Source organism: Pseudomonas sp. PH1b (genome assembly GCF_000633395.1).
Lineage (GTDB): Bacteria > Pseudomonadota > Gammaproteobacteria > Pseudomonadales > Pseudomonadaceae > Aquipseudomonas.
In genome coordinates this window covers 71,330-84,650 of sequence record NZ_AYMU01000033.1, presented here as the reverse complement: position 1 = coordinate 84,650, position 13,321 = coordinate 71,330, and the positions used below count along the sequence as shown (strand labels likewise).

Genomic DNA, 13,321 nt, shown 5'->3' with positions numbered 1-13,321 from the left:
GCTCAGCAGAAGCTAGATGTCCCTCAGTCGCGTCTCGGTCACCGCGGTGCGCAATCTGCACCCGGTGACCTTCTCCCCCTCTCCCCGCATCAACCTTCTCTACGGCGCCAACGGCAGTGGCAAGACCAGCGTGCTGGAAGCCATCCACTTGCTGGGGCTTGCCCGCTCGTTTCGCAGTGCCCGCCTGTTGCCAGTGATCCAGTACGAGCAGCTGGCCTGCACGGTGTTCGGCCAGGTGGAATTGGCCCAGGGTGGGCACAGTAGCCTGGGGATATCTCGCGATCGCCAGGGGGAATTCCAGATCCGCATCGACGGTCAGAATGCCCGCAGTGCGGCGCAACTGGCCGAAATCTTGCCGCTGCAGTTGATCAACCCGGACAGCTTCCGCCTGCTGGAAGGCGCTCCGAAGATCCGCCGCCAGTTCCTCGACTGGGGAGTGTTCCATGTGGAACCTCGCTTCATGTCCACCTGGCAGCGCTTGCAGAAGGCCCTGCGGCAGCGGAACTCATGGCTGCGGCATGGTACACTTGACGCCGCTTCGCAAGCGGCCTGGGACCGGGAACTGTGTCAGGCCAGCGCTGAAATCGATGAATACCGCCGCGCTTACATCAAAGCCTTGAAACCAGTCTTTGAGCGGACCTTGAGCGAACTGTTGGAGCTCGAGGGCCTGACGCTTAGCTATTACCGTGGTTGGGACAAGGAACGGGAACTCAGTGAAGTCCTCGCGACCGCCCTGCACCGTGATCAGCAAATGGGTCATACCCAGGCCGGCCCGCAACGTGCTGATTTGCGTCTGCGCTTAGGTGGACACAACGCCGCGGACATCTTGTCCCGTGGCCAGCAGAAGTTGGTGGTCTGTGCCTTGCGCATTGCCCAGGGGCACCTGGTGAGCCAGGCCCGTCGCGGTCAGTGTATTTATCTGGTGGATGACTTGCCGTCCGAGCTGGACGAGCAGCACCGCCGCGCACTTTGTCGCTTGTTGGAAGACTTACGCTGCCAGGTGTTCATCACCTGTGTAGATCACGAATTATTGAGGGAAGGCTGGCAGACGGAAACGCCAGTTGCTTTGTTCCACGTGGAACAAGGCCGTATCACCCAGACCCACGACCATCGGGAGTGAAGGCATGAGCGAAGAAAACACGTACGACTCGACCAGCATCAAGGTGCTGAAAGGTTTGGATGCCGTACGCAAACGTCCCGGTATGTACATTGGCGACACCGATGACGGCAGCGGTCTGCACCACATGGTGTTCGAGGTGGTCGATAACTCGATCGACGAAGCTCTGGCAGGCCATTGCGACGACATCAGCATCATCATCCACCCGGACGAATCCATCACCGTGCGCGACAACGGTCGCGGCATCCCGGTGGATGTGCATAAAGAAGAAGGCGTTTCGGCAGCAGAGGTCATCATGACCGTGCTCCACGCCGGCGGTAAGTTCGACGACAACTCCTACAAGGTCTCCGGCGGTCTGCACGGCGTAGGTGTGTCGGTGGTGAACGCGCTGTCCGAAGAGCTGATCCTGACGGTGCGCCGCAGCGGCAAGATCTGGGAACAGACCTACGTCCACGGTGTTCCGCAAGAGCGGATGAAGATCGTTGGCGACAGCGAAACCACCGGTACCCAGATCCACTTCAAGCCTTCGGCGGAAACCTTCAAGAACATCCACTTCAGCTGGGACGTCCTGGCCAAGCGGATTCGTGAGCTGTCGTTCCTCAACTCCGGTGTCGGCATCATCCTCAAGGATGAGCGCAGCGGCAAAGAGGAGCTGTTCAAGTACGAAGGCGGCCTGCGGGCGTTCGTTGAATACCTGAACACCAACAAGACCGCGGTCAACCAGGTGTTCCACTTCAACATCCAGCGTGAAGACGGCATCGGCGTGGAAATCGCCCTGCAGTGGAACGACAGTTTCAACGAGAACCTGTTGTGCTTCACCAACAACATTCCTCAGCGTGACGGCGGCACCCACTTGGTGGGCTTCCGTTCGGCCCTCACCCGTAACCTGAACAACTACATCGAGCAGGAAGGCCTGGCCAAGAAGCACAAGGTCGCCACCACCGGTGATGACGCCCGTGAAGGCCTGACCGCGATTATCTCGGTGAAGGTGCCGGATCCGAAGTTCAGCTCCCAGACCAAGGACAAGCTGGTGTCTTCCGAAGTGAAGACCGCGGTCGAACAGGAAATGGGCAAGTACTTCTCCGACTTCCTGCTGGAAAACCCCAACGAAGCCAAGTTGGTGGTGGGCAAGATGATCGACGCCGCACGTGCCCGTGAAGCGGCGCGCAAGGCCCGGGAAATGACCCGTCGTAAAGGCGCGCTGGATATCGCCGGCCTGCCGGGCAAACTGGCGGACTGCCAGGAAAAAGACCCTGCCCTTTCCGAACTCTACCTGGTGGAAGGTGACTCTGCTGGCGGCTCCGCCAAGCAGGGACGCAACCGCAAGACCCAGGCGATCCTGCCGCTCAAGGGCAAGATCCTCAACGTCGAGAAGGCTCGCTTCGACAAGATGATCTCCTCGCAAGAGGTGGGCACCTTGATCACCGCGCTGGGCTGCGGCATCGGCCGCGAAGAGTACAACATCGACAAGTTGCGTTATCACAACATCATCATCATGACCGATGCTGACGTCGACGGTTCGCACATCCGTACCCTGCTGCTGACCTTCTTCTTCCGTCAGTTGCCGGAGCTGATCGAGCGCGGCTACATCTACATCGCCCAGCCGCCGCTGTACAAGGTCAAGAAAGGCAAGCAAGAGCAATACATCAAAGACGACGACGCCATGGAAGACTACATGACCCAGTCGGCTCTGGAAGATGCCAGCCTGCACCTGAACGACGAAGCACCGGGTATCTCCGGCGCTGCGCTGGAAGCCCTGGTCAACGACTTCCGCATGGTGATGAAGACCCTCAAGCGTCTGTCGCGCCTGTACCCTCAGGAGCTGACCGAGCACTTCATCTACCTGCCGGCCGTGAGCCTGGAGCAGCTGTCCGATCACGCCGCCATGCAGGATTGGCTGGCCAAGTACGACGCCCGCCTGCGCACTTCCGAGAAGTCCGGCCTGGTCTACAAGGCCAGCCTGCGCGAAGACCGTGAACGCAATGTCTGGCTGCCAGAGGTCGAGCTGATCTCCCACGGCCTGTCCAACTACGTCACCTTCAACCGCGACTTCTTCGGCAGCAACGACTACAAGACCGTGGTTTCCCTGGGCGCGCAACTGAGCACCCTGCTGGACGAAGGCGCTTATGTTCAGCGTGGCGAGCGCAAGAAAGCGGTCACCGAGTTCAAGGAAGCCCTGGACTGGCTGATGGCCGAAAGCACCAAGCGCCACACCATCCAGCGATACAAAGGTCTGGGCGAGATGAACCCTGACCAGCTGTGGGAAACCACCATGGACCCAAGCATGCGCCGCATGCTCAAGGTGACCATCGAAGACGCCATTGGCGCCGACCAGATCTTCAACACCCTGATGGGTGATGCGGTCGAGCCTCGTCGCGACTTCATCGAAAGCAACGCCCTGGCGGTGTCCAACCTGGACTTCTGATCCGCAGCGACACCCCAAAAGCCAACGCCTAGCGTTGGCTTTTTTTTGCGCGGACATCATGGCGTTGTCTGTGTTTCAGGTAGCTGTTCTGCTCAACAGGAAGGCAAGGAGCCTATGAGTCGATTCAAGATTTCTCCATGGCTGTCCAGTTCCGGTGGCCCCTTGGTGGTGATGGGGGAAGGCTTGGCCACTATGTGGCGTGGCCTCGACGGTGATCCCTCGGATTACCACCGGGCGTGTCAGATTGATGACTATGCTGGCCGGCTAGAGGGGGACGATGGCGACATTCTTGTCCTGGGTGACGAGCCTTTGGACACGGCGATTGCCACAGCAGACGATGCCTTGCTGGTTATCCGATGGATGTGCGCCCCATCTGAGGCCGAGGTGCTGGCGCAGCTTGAGTTGCTTGAGCTTGGTGCACTGACCCCGATCGAGCGATTGAGTATTGATTGCTCAAGCGACGCGCTGGTGCTGTTTGATGGGGTCGAGCGGTTTGATCCACAGGCTTGTCTGCGGCTTCAACTGCTGTCGCCGCACAGTGATGTATCGACATTCCGCTACCAGCCCACGCTCGATACCGCCCTGATGATCCACCAGATAGTGCCTCGCCAGTGGGCCCGTCCGTACTGAGGTTTGGCATGCATGGATAGGCAGCATTACCTTTTTGATGAGCAACGCTACCCCATTGCCTGGCGGTTCAATGCTCGGGATTGTGGGTTGTCCGATAGCGACAAACAGCGTCTGTGCTTCTACCAGCAGGCGCAGTCCCAGGCGCTATGGGATGAGTGGATTCCGGTTTCGCACCTGATGCGCCTCAGCGCCGGGACGTTCCAGGTCAGCGAAACGACCACTCTGGATTTCAAGCGTCGGGCTGACGGCGCCAGGTTTTTCCACAAGGCCCTGGAGGGTGAGGAATGGCTCTGGCTGTTCTGGGGCAGATGCAGCGCAGCGCAGGTGCCCAGGGATATTTTTATAAAATGTTGGGACGACTTTTTCTATCCGTCCGATGAGAATACGGCCCTGGTCATGCCGGGCAGTGCAGAGGTCATATTTTCCTTCGAGGAAAACTTCTTTCACGGACAGTTTGTGAGGCCCCTGGCGGCGCCTTTGTGAGAGGGGATGGAAAACTCGACAGCACGTGCTTCCAGACCTGTTTGTCGAGGCGTTGACCCGCTACGCGGCTGAGCCTGGCTCGGCCCTTTTCACCCTTGGTAAAAACAGCAATCGCTCGGAAATTTGTTATGGATGATGAAAACCAGGAAATGTCGATTCGGGTGGTTGCGGGGCAGAACAGCCGCGGCCCGGTCTATGAGCCGCTGCATGTACGGCGGATCGATGAGGACAGTTACGAGATTCTCTACTCCCCCGGGCTGACGCTGAACCTGGCCAAGGGCGACATCATCTCGATCAAGGACCCGCAGGCCCCCGCCGTGGTGCTCAAGCGTGGCGGCAACTTCTGCATCCACATCTATTCGAATCACATCCCTGAAGAGCACATTGTTGCCCTGGCGGCGGATGTGGCGACCGAACTGGACGGCATGCTCGACGGGCGCCATAAGGGCAACCTGACATTGTCGGTGCCGGCGCGAAACGGCATGGACACCATCGCCCTGTTCTTCAACCGCTTCCGCGAAACCACCGGCATCGAGTGGTACTACGCCAACATCTATAAAAACCTCGATGACACCGATGACCAGACCTTGCTCAATTGGTGGCTGGACAGCTGACCGCGAACGGAGTGAAGACGAGCATGAGCTACGAATATCGCCTGGTATTTGATGAGCCGCTGGACGTGCGGCAGGTGATGGACAGGCTGCGCAGCCGTGCGGATTGTGTGCGGGCGGCAGAGCAGGTGGTCGAGTTCAAGGACCCTGGCCTGGGCAGCAGCGCTGACTATGACCTGCGCCTGACCTGCGAGAGCGACCATACGCTCTGGATGGAGCTACTGTTTCGTACCACGGCGTTGTACCAGTGCCTGGAGCCGGCACTGCGGGGGCGTCGTTTCCGGTGCTTCGAAGACGGTGACGGCGCTGACGAGGTCGCACTCGAACAGGTCTTTGCGCTGGGCAGGACCCTCTCTATTTTCCCTTGATGGCTGGCCCCATGAACGAAAGACAGCAGCTTATCTGTGAACGCTACGACCTTGCTCCCCAGGCACCGGAGCCGATGATTGCTCTGGCCACCGGCTCCCTTGCGCAGTCGCCCATCTATGGCACCCGGGTCGAGTTGCCGGAGAACGGCACGGTCAGTTGGTTTATCCACTGCGGCGAACATTCCACCGCTGTGGATTTCTACCAGCCTCTGTGCGCCGAGCATCTGCTCGAGCTGTTGCCGCAGGTGATCGATTACCTGTATCTGCCGAGCGGGACGCGTTTCATCATCGACCGCGCCGGCTATGAAGACGTCTGGCGCGACCCGGAATAACAGCAAGCCGCTAGCCGTCAGGTGCCCTGCTCTTCAGGCGCCGCGACACTTTCCAGGCGGTAGCCGTAGCCGTAGATCGTCAGCAGCTGCCAGCCTCGATCCGCCGTCAGCCCGAGCTTGTTGCGCAGTCGATAGATGTGGGTATCCAGGGGCCGTGACGAAACGATTTCCTCGTGGGTCCAGAACCGCTCGTACAGGTACTCCCGGGACAGTGGCCGGCCCAGGTTGGCGAACAGGCAGCGGGCCAGGCGGTACTCGCGCTCGGTCAGGCTGATGGGGGCGCCGGCGCGGGTGACGGTGAGCTCGGCATCGTCGAAGCTCAGGTCATTGAAGGTCAGCACTTCCTCACCGTGATTGCGTTGCAGGCCATGGCGGCGCAGCACCGCATTGACCCGGGCCTTGAGCTCGTTGGGCCGGAACGGCTTGCTCAGGTAGTCATCGGCACCGGTGTTCAGGGCCTGGACGATATCGCTCTCGGCATCGCGGCTGGTCAGCATGATGGCGGCGGGGGGCGAATCCATGTGCTCGCGGGTCCAGCGCAGCAGCGACAGGCCGCTGAGATCCGGCAGTTGCCAGTCGAGGATCAGCAGGTCGAAGGTTTCTCGGCGCAATTGGCGCAACAGGTCCTCACCCCGTCCGAAGCTGTGCAGGGTCCAGGGTTGTTCACCTGGGCCGGGTATCTCTCGCAGTGTCTGTTCCACCCGCGCCAGTTCAGCGGGTTCGTCATCCAGTATCGCGACACGCATGCGAGGCAGTTCCTTGTTGTTTGGGGAGCGCCCGAGGTTGTGGCCGGTGTTGATCGGGTCAGGAGAAGTTTAGGCCTCAGGCCTGAATCTGAACAATTGTGGCGAATTGCTCTAGGGCTCCTGCTCCCTCGGTACGCTGATATCAAATAGCCGGTAGCTGTTGGGAGCACCATTCAGCGCTGCATTCATTGCGGGACGATACCGGCTCGAACGAGCAAGGAAAAGGACAATGGCCAACATGTCGGGGACGGTGGGTGTGTGGTGGAAAAAATGTGCCGAAGGAGCGGACTTGGCGAAACTCGTCACCCTGTCTCTTGCGGCGTTCTTGAGCTTTGAACCTTCCTCTACGGAGATCGCCATCGTGGAGGTTTCTCACTATGACCTTCCGGTCCAGCGCTATTTCAGTCCTTCGGTGAACCAGGTCGACTTTGCCGATTCGCGAGGCTTCGCACCTACGAACATTGCGCAACCGGCACCGCCGATTGTGTATCAGGAACAGCAGCGCTGGGTGTTTTGACCCTGGGACTGAGAATTCTGAACAAATATTGCAAAGCGACACCGGGCTCCTGGCTCCCGGTAAATTCTCACTCGCTGAGTGGCACACAGGGGCAATCGGAAGTGCTCCGACACAGGGAGTGTCATCCGCCGGTTTGGCGGTGGTGGATCGAAGCTCGCTTTGGTTTGCCGTACAGGGGAAGACAAGGAGTGCCTCCTCAGGACGTAATACTCGACACAAGGATGTGTCTCCCCCCTCCCCGCTGATCCTCGGCGAAGTAGACCCCCTCTTATTCAAAACTTGTGTGAAGGCTTCTGATGAAAACATTCGGCGCGGAATTTTTCGGTACGTTCTGGTTGGTGCTGGGAGGATGCGGCAGTGCCGTACTGGCCGCAGGGGTTCCACAGTTCGGCATTGGCTACCTGGGCGTCGCCCTGGCGTTTGGCCTCAGCGTACTGACCATGGCGTATGCCGTAGGACCCATTTCCGGTGCTCACCTCAATCCGGCGGTCTCGGTAGGCCTGTGGCTGGGTGGGCGCTTTCCGGGCAACCGGCTGCTGCCTTACATCGTCGCTCAGGTTCTCGGCGGCCTGGCGGCTGGTGGCGTATTGTTCCTGATCGCTTCGGGCAAGACCGGTTTCGACGCTTCGGCAGGTTTTGCCGCTAACGGTTATGGCGAGCATTCTCCGGGTGGCTACTCGATGTTCGCCGCTCTGTTGAGTGAAGTGGTGCTGACGGCCATGTTTCTCCTGATCATTCTGGGGGCCACCGCCAAGCGTGCCGCTCCTGGTTTTGCGCCGATTGCGATTGGCCTGACCTTGACCCTGATCCACCTGATCAGCATTCCGGTCACCAATACCTCGGTCAACCCGGCACGCAGCACCGCTGTGGCATTTTTTGCCGGAGAGTGGGCGGTGTCCCAGTTGTGGCTGTTCTGGATTGCGCCGCTGCTGGGTGCAAGCCTGGGCGCCCTGGCGTATCGATTGATCGCCAGCGAGCGGGATTGACGAAAGGCCGGCCCCCCTCGTGCGGGGCCGGCGAATCACGCAATGAACGCACGACCGCTCGAGAGCGGTTGTGCTGTTCCTGCAGGGATGAACGCTGCGGACCGACCTCGCTAGAGAGGTATGGTCAGAACGCCAACAATGTAGTTCTAATGGCACGGACTTCAGAAGAGCGCGACCACGGACCCGATGACCTCATGACCTATTTGCCTATTCGCCAGGGGTCGATGTTCGCCCCGCTTCTGTTTGGCCTGGCGCTGGCGCTGTGCGCCCCGCAGGCCAGCGCCGCCCTCTCCCCTGCCAAGCGTCTGCCTTACATCGATGACAACCAGCAATGCCGTGGGCAGCCGCTGCCGGCAACCGTCGAGCACCTCACCGGCGAAGCCTGGAAGCTGGATGCCAAGGGCCGCGAAGTGCCCCTGGAGGAAGGTATGAGCATCGATGAGAAAGAGGGCGTGAAGACCTCGCCATCGGCTTTTGTCAGCCTGTCCCTGGGGGATGGTTCACGGGTGGTGCTGCCTTCCAGTTCCCAGGTCACCCTGCAACTGAATAGCCAGTACCTCATCCCCCAGGTGGTCCTGGAGCAGGGGCAGATCGAGTCCTACGTGATCAAGCGCGACAGCGACCATGATCGCTTCCAGATCGTGACCCCGGTGGGCGTACTGGGAGTTCGTGGCACGCATTTCCGCGTGCGTAACGACGATCAGCAATCCCTGGTGGAAGTGCTCAATGGCCAGGTGGCGGTGAACCGCGATGAAGCCTTGCCAGGCAAGGTTGCGAAACGTTCCGCCAAGGGCGTTGTGGATAAAGCTGCGGGCCCGCTGCCGGGAGAGGTCCAGGTCATGGCCCGCCAGGGCTTGCGCATCCACAAGCAGGGCGAGTTGAAACCGGTGGAACTGCTGGCCGCTCCCCGGCTGCTGGGGCAGGCCGGGCAAGTCGCTGCCCTGCCGGTCTGGCAACTGATCCTGCAGCCCTTGCCCGGGGCTCGTCGCTACCGGGCCCAGGTGGCCACCGACAAGGATTTCCTGAATATCAAGCAAGAGCAGTTCTCCAGTACCCCGCAAGTCAACTTCACTGGGTTGAAGGCGTTTTTCTATCATGTGCGCCTCTCGGCGTTCGACGAGCATGGCCTGGAAGGAGAAACCGGGGTTTATGACATCTTCTATTACCCCAGAACCACCCGCGTTGAATAACCTGCCGGTGGGCAACTGGTGAGCGGCTGGCGCCGCCGGGCCGACGGCCGTGAGGCGACCCAGGCCCAGCGTCTGTTTCGCGGGTTGATCCGCGAATGGCTGTGGGTCAGCCTGATTCTGCTGCCGCTGACGGCGCTGTTGTCCCTGAGTCATGGTCTGGCCCTGAACAACCTGTTCTATGACAGGCTGCAGCGCTTTACCCCGCTGCCGGTGGATCCGCGGATCCTGCTGGTGACCATCGATGACTACAGCCTTCAGCAACTGGGGCGCTGGCCCTGGCCACGGTCGACCCATGGCGAACTGCTGGACCGGTTGACGGCGGCGCAGGCCAAGGGCGTGCTGTTCGATGTGATCCTCAGCGAACCGGGCAGCACGATGGAAAACGACACTCGGTTGGCTGCTGCGCTGTGTCGCGCCGGCAACGTGTTCCTGCCGGTACTGCGTGAAAGCGTTGCCCGTTATGGCCAGGACCTGGGGGAAATTCTCCCGGTGCCCGTGCTGCGCAACTGTGCCCGGGGCCTGGGCCATATCAATGCCGAAGCTGACCCAGATGGCACGGTACGCAGCGTCTACCTGGAAGAAGGGCCGGAACAGGCACCCCAGGCGCAGTTGGCGTGGATGCTGTACCAACTGGCTGAAGCGGACCCATTGCTGAGCTCGCCGCTGCCCGGGGTGGCGACGCCCCGTGTGGCTCAGGGCTGGCTGTGGGCCAATCCGGTACGCATTCCCTTTATCAGCGGCGCTGCAGGCTTTCCCAGCGTGCCTTATGTCAGCGTGCTGCGTGGCGAGGTGCCCGCGCAGTTGCTGCGGGATCGGCTGATCCTGGTAGGGTCCACCGCCCCGGGACTGGGGGACCGCTACGTGACGCCGCAATCCGGCAGCCAGGGCACCACGCCGGGGGTCGAGATCCAGGCCAATCTGCTCAATGGGTTGCTGCAGCATCGCAGCATCGTGGCCCTGGGCAAATGGTCGGGGATGCTGCTGTCCATGGCCTTGACCGCGGCCCTGCTCGGGCTCCTGCTGTGGCGCCCGCGCCATGCCCTGTGGATAACCCTGGGGTGCATGGGCCTGGCGTTGCTGGGGTCGGTGCTGATGTTGCGCTTGGGCTATTGGTGGTCGCCGGTGGCCAGTCTCCTGGGCATGCTCCTGGCCTACCTGATCTGGAACTGGCGGCGCCTGAGCGTGATCCTGGCCTATTTCGGCTGGGAACTGGAGCGCCTGGACAGCGAACCCAAGGTGCTGCCGGAGCGGCGCCGCAACCTGGCACCGGTCGGGGACGTGCTGCAAGGGCAGATTGTCGCCCTGGAGCAGGCCTTGAGCCGGACCCGAGACACCCGGCGTTTTATCGCTGATGGCCTGGAGTACCTGCCGGTAGCGACCCTGATCAGCGATCCGCATGGAAAAATCCTCCTGGCCAATCGCAATGCCCGGGAAGTGTTTGCCCACTCACTGGTGGGTGAAGGGCTGATTCCGCAACTGGCCGCCCTGGGGTATCCGGGGCTGGCGGACCCAAGCCAGTACCCGAGTATCGGGCAATTGCCCGCCGTGGAGTTTCGCGACCTTCGGCAACGCAGCCTGCGCATGGAACTGGCGCCGCTGCTGCCGGTGGACAGTGACGCGGCCATCGGCTGGTTGCTGAGCCTGACCGACCTCAGCGTCGAACGCGATGCCGAACAGCAGCGCGGTGTGCTGCTGCGGTTTCTTTCCCATGATTTGCGCGCGCCGCATTCGGCGATCCTGGCCCTGCTGGATGTGCAGCGAAACCAGCCGTCGCTGCCCCAGCAGGTCTATGGGCAGATCGAACTGCAGGTACGCCGGGCCCTGGGGCTGACCGAGGCCTTCGTGCAGTTGGCCAAGGCCGAGTCGGAGGCGTATCAGTTCCAGCCGAGCATGTTTGCCATGCTGGTGCTGGATGCTTTCGACCAGGCCACCACCCTCGCCCAACTGAAGAACATCCGCCTGCAACATGACCTGGACGAGGAGGCCGAGAGCCTGGTCCTGGCAGACCAGTCGTTGCTGACCCGGGCCTTGTTCAACCTGCTGGAGAATGCCATCAAGTACAGCCCGGCAGGCTCGACCGTGAGTGTGCAGGTCAGCTGCGCCGAAGGCTGGCTGCGTTGTGAGGTCATCGATGAAGGCCAGGGCATTGCGGATGCGGATCTGCCCCTGCTGTTCGGCCAGTACCAGCGTTTTGCCTCGGCCAAGGGTATCGACGGCCTGGGCCTGGGCCTGTCGATGGTCAAGGCGGTGGTAGACCGGCACCAGGGGCATATCAGTTGTCACAGCGTGGTGGGCCGGGGCTCGCGCTTCTGTTTTGAATTGCCCCTGTTGGAGGAATGAAGGGCGCGAAATCATCCAGGCGAAAAAAAACCGGCGATCAGGCCGGTTTTTTTGCTGCCGTAAAACTTATGCACGTTTTTCCGAATTTTATGAGCTTGAGAAATATACATATAAATCAGTGATTTATACGTTGATTTCAGACCCTGTGAGAAAAATCGTACACAGGTTATCCACAGAAGCTCATACAGCAACCTTATCCGTGGAAGTGGCCAATGGTGGCAATGAGCCCATATCTCGCTGGGCCTGCTCGTTCCAGGCGGCCACTCGGTCATTGAGCTCGGCGATGGCCCGGGGACCACTGCCTTCGGCATGCATCGGTGCGCCGATGGTCACGGTGATGGTGCCAGGGCGCTTGGCCCAGCCGGTCTTGGGCCAGAACTTGCCGGCGTTGTGCGCCACCGGCAGGACCGGCAGGTCGGCATTCACCGCCAGGGCACTGCCGCTGCGGGAGAACTTGCCCACCTGGCCGAACGGCACCCGGGTGCCCTCCGGAAAAATCAGCACCCAGACATTGTCCTTGAGCAATTCGTCGCCCTTGCTTGCCACTTGCTTGAGGGCGGCCTTGGGGTTGTCGCGGTCAATGGCGATGGGGCGCAGCATGGCCATGGCCCAGCCGAAGAACGGTACATACAGCAGCTCGCGCTTGAGCACCTGGCTCAAGGGCTCGAAGTAGGCCGAGAGAAAGAATGTCTCCCAGGTGCTCTGGTGGTTCGAGACGATCACGCAAGGCCGCTCGGGAACGTTTTCCACGCCCTTCACTTCCACGTGGATATTCAGGAATACCTTGGTCAGCCACAGCGCGCAGCGACACCAGTAGACGTTGATAAAGCGATAGCGCGCCTTGAACGGCAGGAACGGCGCGATAAAAAAGCTCAGTGAGCACCACAGCAGCGAAGAGGTACCCAGCAGCAGGTAAAAGAAGAAGGTTCTGATGGCCTGCAGGATCGACATAGCGGCATTTACCATTGCGGGCATTGCCCGCCTGTTAAAAAGCGCTCTCCCGAACAGTCCTTGGTCAGGATGCCAGAAGGGGCCTAATTGTGGATAAGTTCAGCGGCAACGGCCGCCAGGTCGTCAAAAATCAAGGTGCCTACCGGCAGGGTTTTCCCCAGGGTCTTTTCGCCTTTCCCGGTCTTTACCAAAACTGGCTGAGAGTCGACGGCTTTTGCGGCCTCCAGGTCACCGAGACTGTCACCGACAAACCATAGACCGGCAAGGTCGGCCTGGTAATGCGCGGCGATGGTCTGCAGCATGCCCGGTTTTGGTTTGCGGCAGGCGCACCCTTCATCGGGTCCATGGGGGCAGTAGACAATCAGCCCCACCTCGCCGCCCTGCTCCGCCACCAGCTCGCGCAAGCGCGCGTGCATGGCGTCGAGGGTGGCCAGGTCGTAGTAGCCGCGAGCGATGCCGGACTGGTTGGTGGCAATCGCCACCGTCCAGCCGGCCTTGCTCAACTGCGCAATGGCTTCGATCGCGCCGGGGAGTGGAATCCACTCCTGCACCGATTTGATGTAGGCATCGGAGTCGTGATTGATCACGCCGTCACGATCGAGTATCAGCAGTTTCACAGCAGTTC

General features: G+C 60.7%; 14 protein-coding genes. 11 read left to right on the top strand and 3 right to left on the bottom strand.

All coding sequences use genetic code 11. From position 1 onward, the window contains the following. The first annotated feature begins 16 nt into the window (after positions 1-16). The 7 genes from recF (at position 17) to U873_RS0131890 (ending at position 5,966) form a co-directional block, all read left to right on the top strand. Positions 17-1,120 (top strand): DNA replication/repair protein RecF, encoded by a 1,104-nt coding sequence (gene recF / locus U873_RS0131920; RefSeq protein WP_025132125.1) that lies wholly within the window; start codon positions 17-19, stop codon positions 1,118-1,120. Between the two features lie 4 nt (positions 1,121-1,124). Next, the gene (gene gyrB, locus U873_RS0131915; RefSeq protein ID WP_025132124.1) at positions 1,125-3,542 is read left to right on the top strand and encodes a DNA topoisomerase (ATP-hydrolyzing) subunit B; all 2,418 of its coding nucleotides are present in this window, start codon (positions 1,125-1,127) and stop codon (positions 3,540-3,542) included. 114 nt (positions 3,543-3,656) lie between these two features. After that, positions 3,657-4,172 (top strand): Imm21 family immunity protein, encoded by a 516-nt coding sequence (locus tag U873_RS0131910; RefSeq protein ID WP_025132123.1) that lies wholly within the window; start codon positions 3,657-3,659, stop codon positions 4,170-4,172. Positions 4,173-4,184: 12 nt separating this feature from the next. Next, on the top strand, positions 4,185-4,655 hold the full coding sequence (locus tag U873_RS34595; RefSeq protein ID WP_043274763.1) for a hypothetical protein: 471 nt from the start codon (positions 4,185-4,187) through the stop codon (positions 4,653-4,655). 128 nt (positions 4,656-4,783) lie between these two features. Continuing rightward, on the top strand, positions 4,784-5,269 hold the full coding sequence (locus U873_RS0131900; RefSeq protein ID WP_025132122.1) for a DUF4265 domain-containing protein: 486 nt from the start codon (positions 4,784-4,786) through the stop codon (positions 5,267-5,269). Between the two features lie 23 nt (positions 5,270-5,292). Then, the gene (locus U873_RS0131895; RefSeq protein WP_025132121.1) at positions 5,293-5,634 is read left to right on the top strand and encodes a hypothetical protein; all 342 of its coding nucleotides are present in this window, start codon (positions 5,293-5,295) and stop codon (positions 5,632-5,634) included. A gap of 11 nt (positions 5,635-5,645) precedes the next feature. Further along, a complete protein-coding gene (locus tag U873_RS0131890) occupies positions 5,646-5,966 on the top strand; it encodes a hypothetical protein (RefSeq protein WP_029978795.1) in 321 nt (106 codons plus the stop codon). 17 nt (positions 5,967-5,983) lie between these two features. Here the strand turns inward: U873_RS0131890 and U873_RS0131885 are convergent, their stop codons facing one another. Further along, positions 5,984-6,712: a response regulator transcription factor gene (locus U873_RS0131885; protein ID WP_025132119.1), complete on the bottom strand. Its 729-nt coding sequence runs from the start codon at positions 6,710-6,712 to the stop codon at positions 5,984-5,986. Positions 6,713-6,941: 229 nt separating this feature from the next. Between U873_RS0131885 and U873_RS0131880 the strand changes: the two genes are divergently transcribed. From U873_RS0131880 to U873_RS0131865, 4 genes are all read left to right on the top strand, one after another. Next, on the top strand, positions 6,942-7,229 hold the full coding sequence (locus U873_RS0131880; protein WP_025132118.1) for a hypothetical protein: 288 nt from the start codon (positions 6,942-6,944) through the stop codon (positions 7,227-7,229). Positions 7,230-7,525: 296 nt separating this feature from the next. After that, complete coding sequence (gene aqpZ / locus U873_RS0131875) at positions 7,526-8,215, top strand: aquaporin Z (RefSeq protein WP_025132117.1); 690 nt, start codon at positions 7,526-7,528, stop codon at positions 8,213-8,215. A gap of 194 nt (positions 8,216-8,409) precedes the next feature. Further along, positions 8,410-9,405, top strand: coding sequence for a FecR domain-containing protein (locus U873_RS0131870; protein WP_025132116.1), 996 nt, complete (start codon positions 8,410-8,412; stop codon positions 9,403-9,405). 18 nt (positions 9,406-9,423) lie between these two features. Further along, positions 9,424-11,745 (top strand): CHASE2 domain-containing protein, encoded by a 2,322-nt coding sequence (locus tag U873_RS0131865; protein WP_025132115.1) that lies wholly within the window; start codon positions 9,424-9,426, stop codon positions 11,743-11,745. Positions 11,746-11,925: 180 nt separating this feature from the next. On the opposite strand, the gene U873_RS0131860 is transcribed toward U873_RS0131865, so the two are convergent. Both U873_RS0131860 and gmhB read right to left on the bottom strand, forming a co-directional pair. Then, the gene (locus U873_RS0131860; protein ID WP_025132114.1) at positions 11,926-12,696 is read right to left on the bottom strand and encodes a 1-acyl-sn-glycerol-3-phosphate acyltransferase; all 771 of its coding nucleotides are present in this window, start codon (positions 12,694-12,696) and stop codon (positions 11,926-11,928) included. A gap of 83 nt (positions 12,697-12,779) precedes the next feature. Next, on the bottom strand, positions 12,780-13,313 hold the full coding sequence (gmhB, locus tag U873_RS0131855; RefSeq protein WP_025132113.1) for a D-glycero-beta-D-manno-heptose 1,7-bisphosphate 7-phosphatase: 534 nt from the start codon (positions 13,311-13,313) through the stop codon (positions 12,780-12,782). Positions 13,314-13,321 lie beyond the last annotated feature (8 nt).

Bases quoted from the DNA above. Each gene is read 5' to 3' on its own strand.
- U873_RS0131880 (WP_025132118.1), top strand. From the start codon at position 6,942: ATGGCCAACATGTCGGGGACGGTGGGTGTGTGGTGGAAAAAATGTGCC.
- U873_RS0131890 (WP_029978795.1), top strand. From the start codon at position 5,646: ATGAACGAAAGACAGCAGCTTATCTGTGAACGCTACGACCTTGCTCCC.
- U873_RS34595 (WP_043274763.1), top strand. From the start codon at position 4,185: ATGGATAGGCAGCATTACCTTTTTGATGAGCAACGCTACCCCATTGCC.
- U873_RS0131900 (WP_025132122.1), top strand. From the start codon at position 4,784: ATGGATGATGAAAACCAGGAAATGTCGATTCGGGTGGTTGCGGGGCAG.
- U873_RS0131910 (WP_025132123.1), top strand. From the start codon at position 3,657: ATGAGTCGATTCAAGATTTCTCCATGGCTGTCCAGTTCCGGTGGCCCC.
- recF (WP_025132125.1), top strand. From the start codon at position 17: ATGTCCCTCAGTCGCGTCTCGGTCACCGCGGTGCGCAATCTGCACCCG.
- U873_RS0131885 (WP_025132119.1), bottom strand. From the start codon at position 6,712: ATGCGTGTCGCGATACTGGATGACGAACCCGCTGAACTGGCGCGGGTG.
- gyrB (WP_025132124.1), top strand. From the start codon at position 1,125: ATGAGCGAAGAAAACACGTACGACTCGACCAGCATCAAGGTGCTGAAA.
- U873_RS0131860 (WP_025132114.1), bottom strand. From the start codon at position 12,696: ATGTCGATCCTGCAGGCCATCAGAACCTTCTTCTTTTACCTGCTGCTG.
- aqpZ (WP_025132117.1), top strand. From the start codon at position 7,526: ATGAAAACATTCGGCGCGGAATTTTTCGGTACGTTCTGGTTGGTGCTG.
- U873_RS0131870 (WP_025132116.1), top strand. From the start codon at position 8,410: ATGACCTATTTGCCTATTCGCCAGGGGTCGATGTTCGCCCCGCTTCTG.
- U873_RS0131895 (WP_025132121.1), top strand. From the start codon at position 5,293: ATGAGCTACGAATATCGCCTGGTATTTGATGAGCCGCTGGACGTGCGG.